Here is a 16,621-nt window from a genome sequence, read left to right as displayed (position 1 = left end):
CCGACGACTCAGCCGAACAGGCCGCTCTTCGGGTTGCGCCCCGGTGCGGCCGAACGTGCCCACTCGGCGAACGACTCGGGGTTGCGCGTCTGCAACAGCACGCGGCCCGGGCCGGTGAAGTCGAAGACGAAACCCTCACCGGACTTCATCGACTGGATCGATCGGCCCTCGACGGCCCGGCGCATCCGGAACGCGATGTTGAGGTCGTAGGCCACGACGTGCCCGGTGTCGATGACGACCGGCTGCCCAGGCTGCAGATCGAACACGTCGATGGCCCCGTAGCAGCTGACCAGTGCCTGCCCGCTGCCCGACGCCCTGATCCCGAACCCGCCCTCGCCGCCGAACAGGCTCGCCCGGCCGCCCCACTGCGTGTCGATGGTGACACCCGAGGAATTGGCGATCCAGTTGCCCTTGGCCAGGTAGTACGGCCGGTCGGGGGTGATGTCGATGGCGGCGACGTCACCCGGCAGCACTCCCGCCACGTCCACCCAGCCGCCTTCGGCCGGCGCCGTGTAGGTGGTGACGAAGAACGACTCGCCGCCCAGCACCGACCGTCGCAGACCCTGCATGATGCCGCCCTCGGCCCGAGCGGCCAACGTGACCCCGCCCGAGTGTGCGATCATCGCGCCCGATTCGACGCGGACACTCTCGCCCGGCGTGAGAAACATCCGGCCGACGGTGAAGGACGGGTTGTGCCTGAGTTGGATCTGCATTCTCAGACCGTAACCATCCGATCGTGGTTCTGCTCGCGTTTCCGCCGGGAAACGTCTCGGCTCGCGTTGCCGCCGGGAGCGCGCGCGGGCGCAGCCCGAGAAGAGTCCGGGTTCCGATCAAGCGTGCGGGCGCCGATCAGAACGGGTCGGGCAAGTGCAGCAACACGTTTCGGTCCCCAGCGGTTCCGGCCAACGGATGGGCGGCGAAATCGTCGGGCCGGTACTGCCAGTCGTTCGCCGCCAACTGGCGCGACAGGCCGGCCATCGCCGCGACCGAGTCGATCCCACCCGACCAGGGCACCTCGCCGGTGTGATCGATCATGGTGACGGCAACGGTCAGGGTGCCGTTGGCCGACCGCAGCAGTTCGACGATGCGGCCCTGCTGGGGGAAGTCGATCAGGGAGGGGGCGGTCACCTCCCACCACGAGTTCGGGTTGCCGGTCGTGCCGTGTCCGGTCACCGCCGTGACGTGTGTATGGCCGTTGAGCCAGAGCACCAAGCAGGGATGGGCCTCCAAACGCTCGGCCAGCTCGGCCGTGAGGATCCGTCGGGGCGCTCCTTCTGCGTTGCGGTCGTTGACCAGATCGGCCAACCGATGGTGCGATGCCAGTACCACATAACGCTTCTCGGTGTCGGCGCTGGCCAGTTCCGATTCCAGCCAGTCCAGTTGGGGAGCGTCCAGGCTGCCCTGCCAACCGCCGTGTTCGTCGACCGTGTCCAGGACCAGCACGGTCACCGTCCGGTCGCCGCCGTTCCGGGACGCGTGATCGTGCCGGTAGTAGCACCGGGACGAATCCGAGATCGGTAGACCGTGTCCGGCCGGGCGCGCGGTCGGGCGGAAGTGGGCGGCGACGAAATCAGCCCGGTCGATGGTCCGCCGCGAGCGGTCGGGAGTCACCGGCCTGGTCATCATCTCGCTCCACCGATCGAGTCCGGCCTGATCGACCGCATCGATGGACGCGCAGAACTGCGCCACCTGCTCGAGCGTCCAGTGGGGCGGTACACCGATCGCTTTGAGGTCGGCGACGGACGCCACGGCGAACTCACCGGTGGCCGGGATGGTCCCCTGCACCAGCTGGTCGTGGTTGCCGTGTACGGCCAGCCACGGCATGTTCAGGCCCGGTGAGTCGAACGGTTCTCGAAGCGCGTCGAGAAGCCCTGGTGCGTCGGGGAAACCGAACAACCGGCGCGGGCGATCGGGTCGGGGCGAGTCGTCCGGGAGCTGTGCCGGGTCCGGATGCCAGAACGCCTCGTCCCACCGGTCGTGGTCCGCGACGCCCTCGTACCGCGCGGTCGAACCGGAGTCGGGCGTGATCCGTCCGCCCTCGAGAAGGTCGATGTACCAACCGAGTTCGTTCTGCTGAGCGCTGTCCATGACGTCGCCCGTGGTGATGGCCAGGTCGATCGGCGCACCGCCGACGGGTCCCACCCGGACGTTGTTGACGGCGCGGACCATGGCCGCGCCGACCTGGACGGTCAGACAATCCTGGGCCCGGTACGCGCCGGTGATGCCGAACACCTCGCGCAACGGCGAGTCCGGGTCCGACCAGCGGTCCAGGAACTCACCGCGGGCCGGCGACTGGGAATCGCACAGATGCAGGTCTGACAAATGGGCGACCGTGAGCAGGGGCCGGCTCTCCACCGGCCGTCGACCGACGAGATAGTCGTTGCGCGACAGATGTTTCTCGCCCGGCGCGGAAGCCAGCTCCCAGTAGCCGTGTGCGGAACGAGGTCCGCCGACGATGGACGTACGGTGAGTCAGCGTCACGGGGAGCAGTATCCATCATGGTGTCGGGGGAACGAAGCCGGGACCGGTGACGGCCGTGCGGACCTCGTGGGCCCGCACGGACATCCGGACGTCCGGACCACGCCGATCAGTCGAGCGGGGCCGGCCGTCCGAACAGCACCGCCGCGGTGCGGATCGGGTCGACCTCGTCGCTGCCCTGGAGGTCCAGCAGGCCGGTGACCAGTTCCCGTCGGCCGGCCGGCACCACGACCAGACCGCCCGGCACCGCCACTGACTCGCCGGCCGGCAGGAGACGAAGGACCACCCGGTCCCCGACCCGCACCTTGGACTTGAGGCCGGTCAGCGGCACCACGGCCGTGTCGCCGGACGCCACGTCGGTCAGGGTCAGCCCACGGAAACGGTCCATGGCATCGATCTTGTACAGGCCGCGGCGGGTGTCGAGCCAGGCTTCCAACAAAGCCCGTTCGTCGGCCGGAAGGGCCGGACCGCGCAGATCCAGGAAGTCGGCCAGATAGCAGCCCTCGAACATGGCGATATCAGTCAGCACCGGGTTCTGCACGGCCTCGAACAGGGCCTCCGGTCCGGCGGCCGGGTCGGCGCTGGTCGTCGCCAGTTCCACCAACAGCTCTCGGCCGGATCCGTTGCGGATCCAGTGAGCGACCTTGTCGTACAGCCACTCGCGGCGAGACTCCAGATCATGGTCGGACCGTCCGAGGTGGCATTTCTTGTACTTGCGACCCGACCCGCACCAACAGTCGTCGTTCCGCCCGATGTCGGCCCTGGCCTCCCCGGTGTACTTCGACACGACGGCCAGTTCCGGGTCGTCGGCCGGCACACCGGCCCGCTGCAGCAGGGAGACCGCCTTGTTGGCGTCGCCCCGCAACGAGTGGATGGTGGCCAGCTCCCGCATGGCCGGGAAATGATCGGCGTCCAGCTCGAGGGCTTTCTCGTAGAGCGTCTGCGCCTGGTCGATCTGGCCGAGCAGGTCGGCGCAGCGGCCCTGCAACCAGGCGACGCCGGCCTGTGAGCGGCGCGGGGTCACCTGGGTCAGGGTGTGCAGGATCGACGAGAGCATGTCACCGAGGTGCGGATCACCGGTCAGGTTCTCCTCGGCGATGGCCACCACGACCATCGGGTCGGACAGGAACGGCAGTTCCGGGACCAGGTCCAGCGCCTCGACCTCAGGAGCGTTTCCCTCGTCCGTCCCGTCGTCCGCCCACTCGTGCACGGCGTCGTGCACCTCGGCGATCTTGTCCGAGAACGCGACGACTGCAGCGGCCTGCGTCGGATCGAGATCGTAGGTCTCGGTGAGCATCTCGATCTCGTCGGCTTCGGCCCGGGCCTGGCTGTCGGCCTCGAAGTCGAAGCCGGCGACAGCGATCATGCCGTCCTGGTGCTCGAGGTCGAGCTGCTCCAGCAGGTCGGCGACGGGCCACCCGGCAGTGGTGAAGACCTGCGGATGACGGGCCAGCACCAGCGCCAGGAACTCCTCCAAGGGCACGGCCCCCCTCGAGCGGGGCAGGTCGGCCAGCACCTCCGGCTCGTCCTCGGCGAACACCGGGTCCGGTGACGTGCTGACCAGGTCGACCCCGAAGACCTCCAGGTAGTCGTCGAGGACGACCGAGCTCAGCCGAGCCAGCTCGGACGGCTCGGGCTCCGGGGCACCGGCCAGCGTCAACCCGTCGTCGGTGACGGTGATGGCGATCAGCGAACCGGCGGCGTACTCGGCCAACGTGCCGGCGGCCAGTTGCAGGACCGAATCGGCTTCTTCGTCGTCGAACACCTCGGCGAACGGGTGATTGTTCACGGTGTTGTACGGCGCCGTATCAATGATCGGCCAGAGCGCCGCGAGGTCGGGCAGAGTGATGACTTGGTCGGCGGCTATCTCGGTGGCGCTTACCCGATGGGTGAAGACCCGTTCCGTCAGAGCCAGTGGCAGGTTGACCACCAGTTCCGGATCTGCCAATTCCACCCGGGCCAACAGGCGCAGTCGGTCGTCCTGCCACATCTGCGCGAAAGCTTCCTCACCGAGCGTGATCCCGCGGCGGCGGAGTTCGGCCAGGAGCTCGGGTCGCGATAGCGAGATTTCGTTCTGCAGGGCGGCGGCGATGGCCAGTGCGGCTTTGTCGGTCACAGCGCACATCCTGCTCCATGATGCGAATCCGTCCGACCTCATGGCGCTTATGTTCACTGCCGCGGCTGGTTAGGCTCCGAGTGCGGGGTCATCAGGATCATCCGTTGGGCGGGCCTGCTGTTGTGGGCGAACGCATCTGGAAAGGCATCAACATGATCATGTTCTCCCGCAAGCCGAAATGGGTCGCCGTCCTGGCTGGTGCGGCGTTATTGGTTGCGCTGCCGGTTGTTCCGGGCACCGCCTCGGCGGCCGCGCCGGCCGGCCCGTCGCAGGCCGCGGCCACTGCGCGGCCCGCCGGTTCCTTCGTCCCGCTGGCGTCGACGCGAATCCTGGACACCCGCACCGGAAACGGGGCGCGTGGGCCGATCGCGGCCGGCGGCTCGTTCGCCGTGCTGGTGCTCGGCCGCGGCGGCGTACCCAGTTCCGGCGTATCGGCCGTGATGGTGAACATCACGGTCGCCAACCCGACGGTCGGTGCCGGGCTCACGGCGTACGCCGACGGCACGTCTCTGCCGGGCACGACCAACGTCAGTTTCGCCGCCGGGCAGACGGTGGCCAACCTGGCGATGGTTCCGGTCGGGACGAACGGCCAGGTGCGGATCCACATCAGTGGACGTGCGGGGGCGGTGCAGGTCCTTCTGGACGTGTCCGGCTACTACACGGCAGGTGCCCCGACGGCCGCCGGCACCTTCAAGGCGATGGTGCCGACCCGGCTCGCTGACACCCGGGTGGGCACTGGTGTGGCGCGGGCCAAGGTTGCCTCGTCATCATCCCTGAATGTGCGGATCGGCGGGGCCGCCGGCCTGCCGCAGGCGGTCGCCGCCGTCGCGGTCGACGTGACCACGATCCCCTCGTCGGTGTCCGGCTTCATCACCGTCTTCCCGACCGGTAGTGCGAGGCCGAACACGCCCGCGGTCAACTTCCGGGCCGGTCGCAGCACCACCAGCCTGGTTGTCGTCCCGTTGTGGTCGGACGGCCGGATCTCCCTGTTCAACGGCAGTACCGGAGCCCAGGACATGGTGGTCGACCTGGTGGGTTACTACCTCAACACCTACTCCGGGCAGATCGGCACGCTACAGACGATCGGCCAGCAGCGCGTCGTGGACATGCCTGCGTCGGGCGCCACTCTGGCCGCCCAGGGGACGCTGACGGTGCCGTTGGCCGGCCGCTACGGCATCCCGAACGCCGGGGTGTCGGCCGTTGCGGTGAATGTCACGGTGGTCGACCCGGCCCACTCCGGTGACATCCGCGCGATCAGCGGCTCGGCGGTCCCGAGCACCTCCAACATCAACTTCGGGGCGCACGTCACCACGTCCAACCTGATCGTCCTGCCGCTCGTCAACGGCGCCGTCCGCCTGTTCAACGACGTCGGCGCCGGGGTTCACCTGCAGGTCTCGATCGTCGGGGTGTTCTGGGACGGATCGGGAGCAGCGCGGTGCAACGCGGTGCCGACCGACCCCAACGGGACCGCCGTGACCCGCTGGAACCCGCTGGTGCAGTGCATTCTGGCCGTGTTGGCCCAGTCGCAGGGTTCGACCACGGTCAACGACGTCGACACGGTGATCCAGTACGAGTCCAGCGGTGATCCGAACGCGATCAACCGGTGGGACCTCAACTGGCAGGCGGGGCATCCGTCCGAGGGGCTGATTCAGGTGATCCAGCCGACGTTCGACACCTGGCACTCGCCGCTGCTGCCGAACAACCTGCTCAACCCGGCGGCCAACCTCTATGCCGGGCTCAACTACGCCATTCACACCTACGGGTCGATCCACAACATCCCGGGCCTGGTGTCGCTGCGCAGCGGCGGTCCCTACAAGGGGTACATCGCCAAGTCCTGACAAGTTCCAGAACCCACCCGGGAACAATCCGGCGGGGGCTTCAGTTGGAAGGATCAGCAAAGTTGAGCGGAGGAGGCTCAAGGCAGTTTGACAGCGGCTCGAGGTCTGGGCATGCTGGAGGAAGCCTTGAGCGCCTGGCGCTCAACTCGGTCCGAACCACCCATCTGGAACCCATAGCAGGAGGAACGCATGTCGCGTGCCGTCGGTATCGATCTCGGTACCACCAACTCGGTCGTCTCTGTACTGGAGGGCGGCGAGCCCACAGTCATCGCCAACGCCGAAGGTGCCCGCACCACCCCGTCGATCGTGGCCTTCGCCAAGAACGGCGAGGTGCTGGTCGGCGAGGTCGCCAAGCGTCAAGGGGTCACCAACGTCGACCGCACTATCCGGTCGGTCAAGCGTCACATCGGCACCAACTGGACCGTCGACATCGACGGCAAGAGCTACACCCCGCAGGAGATCAGCGCCCGTGTGCTCGGGAAGCTCAAGCGGGACGCCGAGTCCTACCTCGGCGAGCCGGTCGTCGACGCGGTCATCACCGTGCCGGCCTACTTCAACGACGCGCAGCGGCAGGCGACCAAGGAAGCCGGTGAGATCGCCGGTCTGAACGTCCTGCGCATCGTCAACGAGCCGACTGCGGCGGCGCTCGCGTATGGCCTGGACAAGGGCGACAAGGAGCAGACCATCCTGGTCTTCGACCTGGGTGGCGGCACGTTCGACGTGTCCCTGCTGGAGATCGGCGACGGCGTGGTCGAGGTCAAGGCCACCGCTGGCGACAACAAGCTCGGCGGCGACGATTGGGACGAGCGCGTTGTCAACTGGCTGGTCGATAAGTTCAAGGCGGCCAACGGCATCGACCTGACCAAGGACAAGATGGCCATGCAGCGCATCCGCGAGAACGCGGAGAAGGCGAAGATCGAGCTGTCGTCCAGCCAGTCGACGTCGATCAACCTGCCGTACATCACCGTCGACGCGGAGAAGAACCCGCTGTTCATGGACGAGTCGCTGACCCGCTCCGAGTTCCAGCGGCTCACCTCGGATCTGCTCGATCGCACGCGCACCCCGTTCCACCAGGTGATCAAGGACGCCGGCATCAAGGTCGGCGACATCGATCACGTCGTGCTGGTCGGCGGCTCCACCCGGATGCCCGCCGTCACCGAGCTGGTGAAGGAGCTGACCGGCGGCAAGGAGCCCAACAAGGGCGTGAACCCGGACGAGGTCGTCGCGGTCGGCGCCGCGCTGCAGGCCGGCGTGCTCCGCGGTGAGGTCAAGGACGTCCTGCTGCTCGACGTCACCCCGCTGTCTCTCGGTATCGAGACCAAGGGCGGCATCATGACCAAGCTGATCGAGCGCAACACCACCATCCCGACCAAGCGCTCGGAGATCTTCACCACGGCCGAGGACAACCAGCCGTCGGTCCAGATCCAGGTCTTCCAGGGTGAGCGCGAGGTGGCCGCCTACAACAAGAAGCTGGCCATGTTCGAGCTGACCGGGTTGCCGCCGGCACCGCGCAACGTGCCGCAGATCGAGGTCACCTTCGACATCGACGCGAATGGCATCGTGCACGTCACGGCCAAGGACCTCGGCACCGGCAAGGAGCAGTCGATCAAGCTGACCGGCGGCTCCGCGCTGTCGAAGGACGAGATCGACCGGATGATGAAGGACGCCGAGGCCCACGCCGAGGAGGACAAGGTCCGCCGTGAGGAGGCCGAGGTCCGCAACCAGGCCGAGGCGCTGGTGTTCCAGACCGAGAAGTTCATCAAAGACAACGCCGAGAAGCTCCCGGACGAGCCGAAGCAGCGGGTCGGCGAGGCCGTCACCGCCGTGAACGAGGCGCTCAAGGGCTCTGACATCGGCGCCATCAAGACGGCCGTCGAGACCCTGGCCAACGAGTCCCAGCAGCTCGGCGCGGCGATGTACGCCCAGACCGGCGCGGAGCCGGCGACCGACATGCCGGGCAGCACCGGCCCGGCCGGTGGCCAGGAGGAAGAGATCGTCGACGCCGAGATCGTGGACGACCAGAAGTGAGCGAGCAGAACGGGACCACGGGGGGAGGTGAGGAACCGGTGACGATCAACGACAAGCGTCGGATCGACCCCGACACGGGGGAGCTGCGCAGCTCCGGCGGATTCTTCTCCTCACCGTTCGGTCGCAAGTCCGATCCCGGTGATCCGGAGGAGGCAGCGCAGCCGCTCCCGGTGCAGACCGACGCCGATCTGGCTCTGGAGGCCGCGAAGCAGGAGGCGGCCGAACGGACCGCCGACCTGCAGCGCGTCACCGCCGAGTACGCCAACTACCGGAAGCGGGTCGACCGCGACCGGGAGCTGGTGGTCAGGAACGCCAAGGCGAGCGTGCTCACCGAGATGTTGACCGTGCTGGACGACATCGACCGGGCCGACCGGCACGGCGATCTGACCGGCGCGTTCAAGGCGGTGGCCGATCGTTTGATCGGCATCCTGACCAAGGCCGGGCTCACCCAGTTCGGCGCGGTCGGGGACGAGTTCGATCCGGCCCGCCACGAGGCGGTCCAGTTCGCGACGGCCTCGGACGTGTCGGTGCAGACCGTCACCACGGTGATGCGCCACGGCTACTCGCTCGGCGACAAACTGGTCCGCCCGGCGGTGGTCGGGGTCACCGGCCCGGGTGACGACGAATCGGCCGGCGCGGGCGACGACCAGTCGGCCGACGAACCGGCCGATGCGGGCGGGGTCGATGATGTGATCGACGCCGAGATCGTCGACGAGCCGGTCGAGGAACAGAAGTAGGCGACAACGTCCTGCAGAGTGGTCGTCACCGCGACCGCTCTGCAGGACGTCCGCTTGAACCAACGCATGGGGAAACTGGTACGACGACCCTCCTGAGAGGAGGTTTTTGGTGAGCGCCAAGGATTACTACGAGAAGGACTTCTACGCCGATCTGGGCGTCAGCAAGACGGCGACCGCGGCCGAGATCAAGAAGGCCTACCGGAAGCTCGCCAGGGACCTTCATCCCGACAAGAACCCCGGCAACAAAGTGGCCGAGGAGAAGTTCAAGACGGTGTCCGAGGCCTATGACGTGTTGTCCGACGACGCCAAGCGCAAGGAGTACGACGAGGCGCAGTCGATGGCCGCGGCCGGACCGTTCAGAGGCTTCGGTGGGCAGAGTGCCGGCGGCGCAGGCGGTTTCGATCTGAACGACCTGTTGCGCAATCAGGGCGGCGCCGGTGGCCTCGGCGATATCTTCGGCGGCCTGTTCAACCGCAGCGCGACCAATACCAGGGCGGCCCGGGCCCGGCGCGGCAATGATGTCGAGACCGAGGTACGGATCTCCTTCACCGAGGCCGTCACCGGCGTCACCGTCCCGTTGCGTCTGGCCGAGCGGAGCACCTGTCCGACCTGTCTGGGGACCGGAGCCCGTCCCGGCACGTCGGCCCACGACTGCCCGGTCTGCAACGGCAGCGGACTGACCACCCGTAACCAGGGCTCGTTCGCGTTCTCGGAGCCGTGCACCAACTGCCGCGGCACCGGTTCGATCATCGACGACCCGTGCCCGACCTGCCATGGCGAGCGGACTGTCCTGCAGTCGCGGACGCTGTCCACCCGTATCCCGGCCGGCGTGGCCGACGGCCAGCGGATCCGCTTGGCCGGCAAGGGTGAGGCCGGTTCGGGCGGCGGGCCCCACGGTGATCTGTTCGTCGTGGTGCACGTCAGTGGACACGAGTTGTTCGGCCGCACCGGCGACAACCTGACCCTGACCGTTCCGGTCACCTTCCCGGAACTGGTGCTGGGCACCGATCTCACGGTGCCGACGCTGAACGGTTCGGTTCGGTTGCGGGTCGCTCCGGGCACCGCTTCCGGTCGGAAGTTGCGCGTCAAGGGGGCCGGCGTGAAGCGGCGGGACTCCATCGGCGACCTCATCGTCACGGTGGAAGTCGCTGTCCCGCAGAAGCTCTCGGAGGAGGCCAAGCAGGCTCTCGAGGCCTTCGCCGCAGCGGCCACCACCGACCCTCGTCCCGCCATCACCAAGGCCATCGCGGCATCGGCCCGGTCATGATGTGCGATCTCCGGCCTGACGCGGCCGCCATCCGTCGCCCGCGCCGCGGCCGTCACCCGGTAGCGCCATGACGGGCCACCCAGGCGAGCCGTCGGCCCGCGTCCCGGCCGGTGGGCCTTCGTTCGAAGCCGTCGGGTTCGAGGTCGACGCACCGCTGTTCGTCATCTCGGTCGCCGCGCAGCTGGCCGGCATGCACGCCCAGACCCTGCGGTCCTATGACCGGGAGGGTCTGGTCTCGCCCGGCCGCACCACCGGCGGCGGACGTCGCTACTCCCGGCGGGACATCGAACTGCTCCGTGAGGTGCAAAGGCTCAGCCAGGAGGACGGCGTCAACCGCGCCGGCATCCGGCGGATCATCGAACTCGAGGCCCAGGTGGATGCGTTGCGGGCCAAGGTGACCGAACTGTCCGACGAGATCCGGTCCCTGCGCACCGATCTGAGTCAGTCGCGCAGTGACGCCGCCAACGCCGCGGCCAACGCGGTGGCGGGGCTCCGCCGGGACGTCGTCCCGTGGCAGAGCACCACCACCGCGATGGTCACCTGGCGCCCGCAGCGGCGCCGCGCTCAGTACTGAGGGTCAGCAGACCACCGTGAGGTAGAAGTACCCGGTGCCGTCCGAGGGAACCGGTTGCCCGGTGTTGCTCAGCGTCCAGAGGTAGACCTGGACCTTGTTGGTGTTGAAGGCGTACGCCGAACCGTAGATGCCGGTGCCGAAGTAGGGCGTCACGATCGGGGTGCAATAGGTGACGTCGCTGTCCACGGTGACGGTGAACGAACCGGTGGAGTTCCGCACGGACGAGAGGATCCGGCTGGTGCTGTTGTACGGCGTGCTGGTCTCGGTGACCAGACCCTCGATCTGCGGGATGTAGTAGCCGGTCACATCCACGATCAGCTGAGTTTTGCCGAGGTGGTTGGTGATGGTGAGTGGCTTGTTGTTCCCGGCCGCGAGGGCGAAGGTGGGATTCGCGGTCAGGGTCAGGTTGGGGTGGGTGCTGATGAAGTTGGTGTGGGGCGGCGTGGCTCCCGTCGGGTAACCGGTGAGGTAGCCGTTCATAGTTGCATTGGTGGCGGTGACGTTGGTGGTGATGCCGGTCGCGCCGGCGGGGATGCCGCAACCGCCGCCGGTGCCGCCCTGGGGGAGGAAGCCCAGTGTTCCGGTGACGTAGAAGCTGCGCGGCACGTTGTCGTTCAGGAATCCGCCACCACTGCGGGTATCGATGATGCGGCACGGGGTCACCGGGTAGAACAGGGTTTCCGACTTCGCCGGACGCACCGTGTGGGGATCGGCCTGGAAGGCCGGTGTGTGGCCGCCGGAGGCGGTCGGCGGGGCGGCGGGCGGTGTCGGCGAGCCGGCCGATGCCGACGACAGACCGACGGCCAGCGCAATGGCGCCGGCCACGGCGACCGTACCGATTCGGATCCAACGTTTCATGAAGGGCTCCCAACGTCTGTGCCGTCGCTCGAGCAGCGAGGCTCCGCACGCTAGGAGGGCCGCCACCGGCCGGTAATACACCCACCCGGGACCGGGCTCGGGGAACCCGGCCACAGAGGTTCAGCGGCCGAAGGCCTCGGCCAGCAGTTCTCCGTCCTCGACCCGGTCCCAGGCGTCGGAGAAGTCGTCCAGGGTGCCGTGCGCGACGGCCTGCTCGAAGGCATGCAACCGACCGAAGACGAATCCCGAGGTGCCGTCGGTGTCCGGCCGCAGGGCCAGTTGCGCCAGCCAGGCCGCGGTGGTCAGGGCGTCCTGGTGTTCGCCGAGGACCTCCTGGATCTCCTCGATCGCCGCCGCGAAGACCACCGTGTTCTCACCGAGCGTCGCCGCCGCCGCCTCGGATGCGTACCGCAAGGCCTTGGCGCCCTTGCGGACCTCGTGGATGACGGGATTGTCGAACGGATCGGCCAGCGCCTGGTCGGCCAGACCGCCCAAGGTCCGCCACGACGCGACCAGCAGGGTGGCCAACTCCGATGTGGCCGGTTTGGCCCCGCGGCGGGAGTACGGCGGTGCGGCGATGAACGAGTCCAGCTCGCGCAACATCGCCAGGTATCCCGCAGAACGGATCTCTTCGGCCACGTCGGCCAGGGCGACCGGCATCACGCGCGCGAACTCGGCCTCGATCCGCTGGGCCGCCGGCTCCGCGTACTCGGCCGGCTCCTCGACCAGCTGGGCCCTCAGGCGCCGCCGGAGCACCTCCAGGTCGCGTGCGTGCCCGAGGACCGCCCCGAACTGCTGCAGTTCGCCACGCAACTGCCGCGTGGTGCCCGCCGCGAACAGCGGCGAGTAGACGCTGAGCACGGATCGGATGCGGCGGGCGGCGGCCCGGGCGTCGTGCAGGGCGACGTCGGTTCCCTCCCGCAACGCGCGGTCGGCACCGATCAGGCCGTCCCTGAGCTTGGACAGGGCCGCGACCACGGCCGTCCCGGCCGACTTGCTCTTCCGCGCCGGCGGGGTCTGGTCTCCCAGCGCCCGAGCGAGTTTGGAGGCGCTCGACGCGGGTGTGGCGCCGGCGTTCTGCAGGGCGGTGACCACCGCGGCCAACTGGGTCCGGTCACCGGCCAGGACCTCGACCTCGAGCTCGCGCCACTGCGTCCGGTCCGACTCGGCGAAGACCCCACCGTCGGTCGGTGCCAGTCGGCTGGCCGTGACCTGGTCGTCGGCGACCTCGATGAGCGGCGTGCCCTCGACGCCGAGCAGGCGCCGCACGGTGCGACGGTTCCGGATGCGAGCCACCGGCTGCAGTGGCCGCCCCCTGGCCGCGCCGAGCACCAGATCGGCCAGGGCCGCCGGGACGGTGGCGGCGAAGGGGTCGTCGTCGGCGACGTCCAGCGGCAGGCCGATCTCGGTGCGAGCCCCGGCCACGGCGGGCAGCTTGAGGTGCCAACCCGCATCCTCCCCGCCGCTGCGACGGCGCAGGGTCAGCTTGGAGCGCAGCAGGTCGTACTCGGCGGTGTCGAAATAGACCGCATCGAGTTCGTGCAGCACCGGGTCGGCCGTGCCGACCAACCCGGTTCCGGTGAGGCTGCGCCGTCCGGCGAAGGACGGCAGCGGCGCGTCCGCCGCGATCTCGAGTTTCGTCTCGATCTCCAGGTGACGGGTCGGTGCGGCGCGGCTCCGCCCCGCATCCCCGGCCGCCGACCCGCCGGAGCCGGAACGTCCCCCGGCGGACAGAGGGACCGACGCCGGCGGCGAATCCTCCGGTCGGCGGGGAGGCGCCGGTGTGCTCGAAGGCGTGGACTTGTTCTGCCGGGATCCCATATGACGGTGGTACCCCACGCCGGGCGGTTGACCAAACATCGGCCCCGGTTCGCCCGCGTGTTCCCGCCCGGGACCGATGTCCGGCCCTTGGGCGGATCCCGCTGGCGACGAACGAGGTTGAGCGGAATACACTCAACTTTAGTGCGTTGAACCCAGGAGAACGATCACCCGGGCGGACGAAGTCGTCGTTCCGACCGCCCGCTCGACGCGGAAAGGCAGTAGAAACAACCGATATGAACACCGACATCCTGACCACCAAGAGTCGTGAGGTGCTGGCGGCGGCCATCGGGGCGGCCACCACGGCGGGCAACGCCATCGTCGAGCCCGCTCACCTGATGGACGCACTGCTGATCACCGAGGGGTCGACGGCGCCCGGTCTGTTGCGCGCGGTGGGGGCCGACGCGGCGACCATTGCCTCGCGCACCAACTCGATCCTGACGCGCCTGCCGGCGGCCAAGGGTGCGACCGTGGCCCAGCCGCAGCTGTCCAGGGCGGTGGCCAACGTCGTCACCGCGGCCGAGCAGATCATGCGGGCCGGCGGTGACGAGTTCCTGTCCACCGAGCACCTGCTGGCTGCGCTCGCCCGGCCCGGCACGGACATCGGCGACATCCTGGTCGCGGCCGGCGCCACCACGGACGTGCTGGTGGAGGCCTTTCCGGTGGTGCGGGGAGGCGACCGGAAGGTCACCTCGGCCGACCCCGAGGGGTCCTACCAGGCGTTGGAGAAGTACGGGGTCGACCTCACCGAGCGGGCCCGCGAGGGCGCGATCGACCCGGTGATCGGCCGCGACGCGGAGATCCGCCGGGTGGTCCAGGTGCTGTCCCGGCGTACCAAGAACAACCCGGTCCTGATCGGTGAGCCCGGCGTCGGCAAGACAGCCGTGGTCGAAGGCCTGGCCCAGCGCATCGTCGCCGGGGACGTCCCGGAGTCGTTGCGCGGCAAGCGCTTGATCTCCCTCGACCTGGGGGCCATGATCGCCGGCGCCAAGTATCGGGGCGAGTTCGAGGAGCGGCTCAAGGCGGTCCTGGACGAGATCAAGGGTTCCGAGGGTCAGGTCATCACGTTCATCGACGAGTTGCACACCGTGGTCGGGGCGGGCGCAACCGGCGAAGGTGCGATGGACGCCGGCAACATGCTCAAGCCGATGCTGGCGCGCGGTGAACTCCGCATGGTCGGCGCGACCACGCTCGACGAGTACCGCTCCCACATCGAGAAGGACCCGGCGCTGGAGCGTCGGTTCCAGCAGGTGCTGGTCGGCGAGCCAACGGTCGAGGACACGGTGGCCATCCTGCGCGGCCTCAAGGAGCGGTACGAGGCCCACCACGGGGTGCGGATCACCGACGCGGCCCTGGTTGCGGCGGCGACCCTGTCGGACCGCTACATCACGGCCCGGTTCCTCCCGGACAAGGCGATCGACCTGATCGACGAGGCGGCGTCCCGGCTGCGCATGGAGATCGACTCGAAGCCGGTGGAGATCGATGAACTGCAGCGAGCGGTCGACCGCCTGAAGATGGAGGAACTGGCGCTGGCCCGGGAGTCCGATGCGGCCTCCGGTGACCGATTGGTGCGGCTGCGGCGGGACCTGGCCGACCGGACCGAACAACTCGCCGCCCTGACCGCCCGGTGGGACCAGGAGAAGTCCGGCCTGAACCGGGTCGGTGAGCTGAAGAAGTCGCTCGACGAACTGCGCGTACAGGCCGAACGGGCCCAGCGTGAGGGCGATCTGGCCAAGGCGTCCGAGCTGCTGTACGGGCAGATCCCCGTCCTGGAGAAGGAGTTGTCGGAGGCCGCGCTGGAACCCCAGGGTGAGGAGAATGCGTTGCCGCCCATGGTGTCCGAGGAAGTCGGACCGGACGACATCGCCACCGTCATCTCGGCCTGGACAGGTATCCCGGCCGGCCGCATGCTGGAGGGCGAGACGTCCAAACTGCTGCGCATGGAGGAGGAGCTCGGACGCCGGGTGGTCGGCCAGGCGGCCGCCGTCCGGGCGGTCTCCGACGCCGTGCGCCGGGCCAGGGCCGGAGTCTCCGACCCGGACCGTCCGACCGGATCATGGTTGTTCCTCGGGCCGACCGGCGTCGGGAAGACGGAACTGGCCAAGGCGTTGGCGGACTTCCTGTTCGACGACGCCCGCGCCATGGTCCGCATCGACATGAGCGAGTACTCGGAGAAGCACTCGGTGGCCCGGCTGGTCGGTGCGCCCCCCGGGTATGTCGGCTACGACCAGGGTGGTCAGCTGACCGAGGCCGTCCGGCGTCGCCCGTACACGGTCGTGCTGCTGGACGAGGTGGAGAAGGCTCACCCCGACGTCTTCGACGTGCTGCTGCAGGTGCTGGACGACGGGCGGCTGACCGACGGTCAGGGACGGACGGTCGATTTCCGCAACGTCGTGTTGATCCTCACGTCGAACCTGGGTAGCCAGTTCATCGTCGATCCGGCGTTGGACGACAAGCAGACGCACGACGCGGTGATGGCGACGGTGCGCAGCAAGTTCAAGCCGGAGTTCCTCAATCGGCTGGACGACATCGTGTTCTTCAATGCCTTGGACATCCAGCAGATCGGTTCGATCGTGGACATCCAGGTCGCGGCCCTGGCCAAGCGCCTCGCGGCCCGCCGGCTGACGCTGAATGTCACCGACGGCGCGCGTGAGTGGCTGGCCATCGAAGGGTTCGACCCGTTGTACGGTGCGCGTCCGCTGCGGCGGCTGATCCAGTCGGCCATCGGGGACCAGTTGGCGCGGGAGCTGCTGGCCGGCACCACCCGCGACGGCGACGAGGTGCTGGTGGACGCGGTCGAAGGGGAATCGCGACTGGTGGTGGGCGCCGTACACAGCGTCTGATCGAGCGGCGCCGCCGGGAGGGCCCGGGTCCGGATCATCGGACCCGGGCCCTTCCTGTCCCAGC

Annotated in this window: 11 protein-coding genes; 6 read left to right on the top strand and 5 right to left on the bottom strand. The window is 68.7% G+C overall.

The features are described from left to right. Positions 1-8: 8 nt before the first annotated feature. The 3 genes from BLS97_RS05255 to BLS97_RS05245 all read right to left on the bottom strand — a co-directional run bounded on the left by BLS97_RS05255 (position 9) and on the right by BLS97_RS05245 (position 4,594). Positions 9-713 carry a TIGR00266 family protein gene (locus tag BLS97_RS05255; RefSeq protein ID WP_090474898.1) on the bottom strand — a complete coding sequence of 235 codons (705 nt, stop codon included), beginning with the start codon at positions 711-713 and terminating at the stop codon, positions 9-11. 136 nt (positions 714-849) lie between these two features. Further along, entirely contained in the window at positions 850-2,481 is a 1,632-nt protein-coding gene (locus BLS97_RS05250; RefSeq protein ID WP_157695201.1) for a TIGR03767 family metallophosphoesterase, read from the bottom strand. A gap of 106 nt (positions 2,482-2,587) precedes the next feature. Then, positions 2,588-4,594 carry an SEC-C metal-binding domain-containing protein gene (locus BLS97_RS05245; RefSeq protein WP_157695200.1) on the bottom strand — a complete coding sequence of 669 codons (2,007 nt, stop codon included), beginning with the start codon at positions 4,592-4,594 and terminating at the stop codon, positions 2,588-2,590. Positions 4,595-4,698: 104 nt separating this feature from the next. Here BLS97_RS05245 and BLS97_RS05240 point away from each other — a divergent pair, with 104 nt between their 5' ends. The 5 genes from BLS97_RS05240 to BLS97_RS05220 all read left to right on the top strand — a co-directional run bounded on the left by BLS97_RS05240 (position 4,699) and on the right by BLS97_RS05220 (position 11,038). Beyond that, positions 4,699-6,432: a transglycosylase SLT domain-containing protein gene (locus tag BLS97_RS05240; RefSeq protein ID WP_172832218.1), complete on the top strand. Its 1,734-nt coding sequence runs from the start codon at positions 4,699-4,701 to the stop codon at positions 6,430-6,432. Positions 6,433-6,621: 189 nt separating this feature from the next. After that, positions 6,622-8,460 (top strand): molecular chaperone DnaK, encoded by a 1,839-nt coding sequence (dnaK, locus tag BLS97_RS05235; RefSeq protein WP_090474894.1) that lies wholly within the window; start codon positions 6,622-6,624, stop codon positions 8,458-8,460. A 38-nt stretch (positions 8,461-8,498) separates the two neighbouring features. Continuing rightward, positions 8,499-9,197 carry a nucleotide exchange factor GrpE gene (gene grpE / locus BLS97_RS05230; protein ID WP_231988369.1) on the top strand — a complete coding sequence of 233 codons (699 nt, stop codon included), beginning with the start codon at positions 8,499-8,501 and terminating at the stop codon, positions 9,195-9,197. Between the two features lie 109 nt (positions 9,198-9,306). Beyond that, positions 9,307-10,464, top strand: coding sequence for a molecular chaperone DnaJ (gene dnaJ, locus BLS97_RS05225; RefSeq protein WP_090474892.1), 1,158 nt, complete (start codon positions 9,307-9,309; stop codon positions 10,462-10,464). Positions 10,465-10,531: 67 nt separating this feature from the next. Further along, a complete protein-coding gene (locus BLS97_RS05220) occupies positions 10,532-11,038 on the top strand; it encodes a heat shock protein transcriptional repressor HspR (RefSeq protein WP_090474891.1) in 507 nt (168 codons plus the stop codon). Between the two features lie 3 nt (positions 11,039-11,041). On the opposite strand, the gene BLS97_RS05215 is transcribed toward BLS97_RS05220, so the two are convergent. Together BLS97_RS05215 and BLS97_RS05210 are read right to left on the bottom strand one after the other, a co-directional pair. Then, positions 11,042-11,896 (bottom strand): hypothetical protein, encoded by an 855-nt coding sequence (locus tag BLS97_RS05215; RefSeq protein WP_090474890.1) that lies wholly within the window; start codon positions 11,894-11,896, stop codon positions 11,042-11,044. Positions 11,897-12,016: 120 nt separating this feature from the next. Further along, positions 12,017-13,717: a CYTH and CHAD domain-containing protein gene (locus BLS97_RS05210; RefSeq protein ID WP_172832217.1), complete on the bottom strand. Its 1,701-nt coding sequence runs from the start codon at positions 13,715-13,717 to the stop codon at positions 12,017-12,019. A 233-nt stretch (positions 13,718-13,950) separates the two neighbouring features. Between BLS97_RS05210 and clpB the strand changes: the two genes are divergently transcribed. Next, entirely contained in the window at positions 13,951-16,557 is a 2,607-nt protein-coding gene (clpB, locus tag BLS97_RS05205) for an ATP-dependent chaperone ClpB (protein ID WP_090474888.1), read from the top strand. Positions 16,558-16,621 lie beyond the last annotated feature (64 nt).

It is taken from the genome of Nakamurella panacisegetis (assembly GCF_900104535.1).
Lineage (GTDB): Bacteria > Actinomycetota > Actinomycetes > Mycobacteriales > Nakamurellaceae > Nakamurella > Nakamurella panacisegetis.
Note: the sequence above shows the minus strand (reverse complement) of the source record. Positions and strands in the feature narration are given on the sequence as shown.

Bases quoted from the DNA above. Each gene is read 5' to 3' on its own strand.
- BLS97_RS05255 (WP_090474898.1), bottom strand. From the start codon at position 713: ATGCAGATCCAACTCAGGCACAACCCGTCCTTCACCGTCGGCCGGATG.
- dnaK (WP_090474894.1), top strand. From the start codon at position 6,622: ATGTCGCGTGCCGTCGGTATCGATCTCGGTACCACCAACTCGGTCGTC.
- BLS97_RS05220 (WP_090474891.1), top strand. From the start codon at position 10,532: ATGACGGGCCACCCAGGCGAGCCGTCGGCCCGCGTCCCGGCCGGTGGG.
- BLS97_RS05215 (WP_090474890.1), bottom strand. From the start codon at position 11,896: ATGAAACGTTGGATCCGAATCGGTACGGTCGCCGTGGCCGGCGCCATT.
- BLS97_RS05210 (WP_172832217.1), bottom strand. From the start codon at position 13,717: ATGGGATCCCGGCAGAACAAGTCCACGCCTTCGAGCACACCGGCGCCT.
- clpB (WP_090474888.1), top strand. From the start codon at position 13,951: ATGAACACCGACATCCTGACCACCAAGAGTCGTGAGGTGCTGGCGGCG.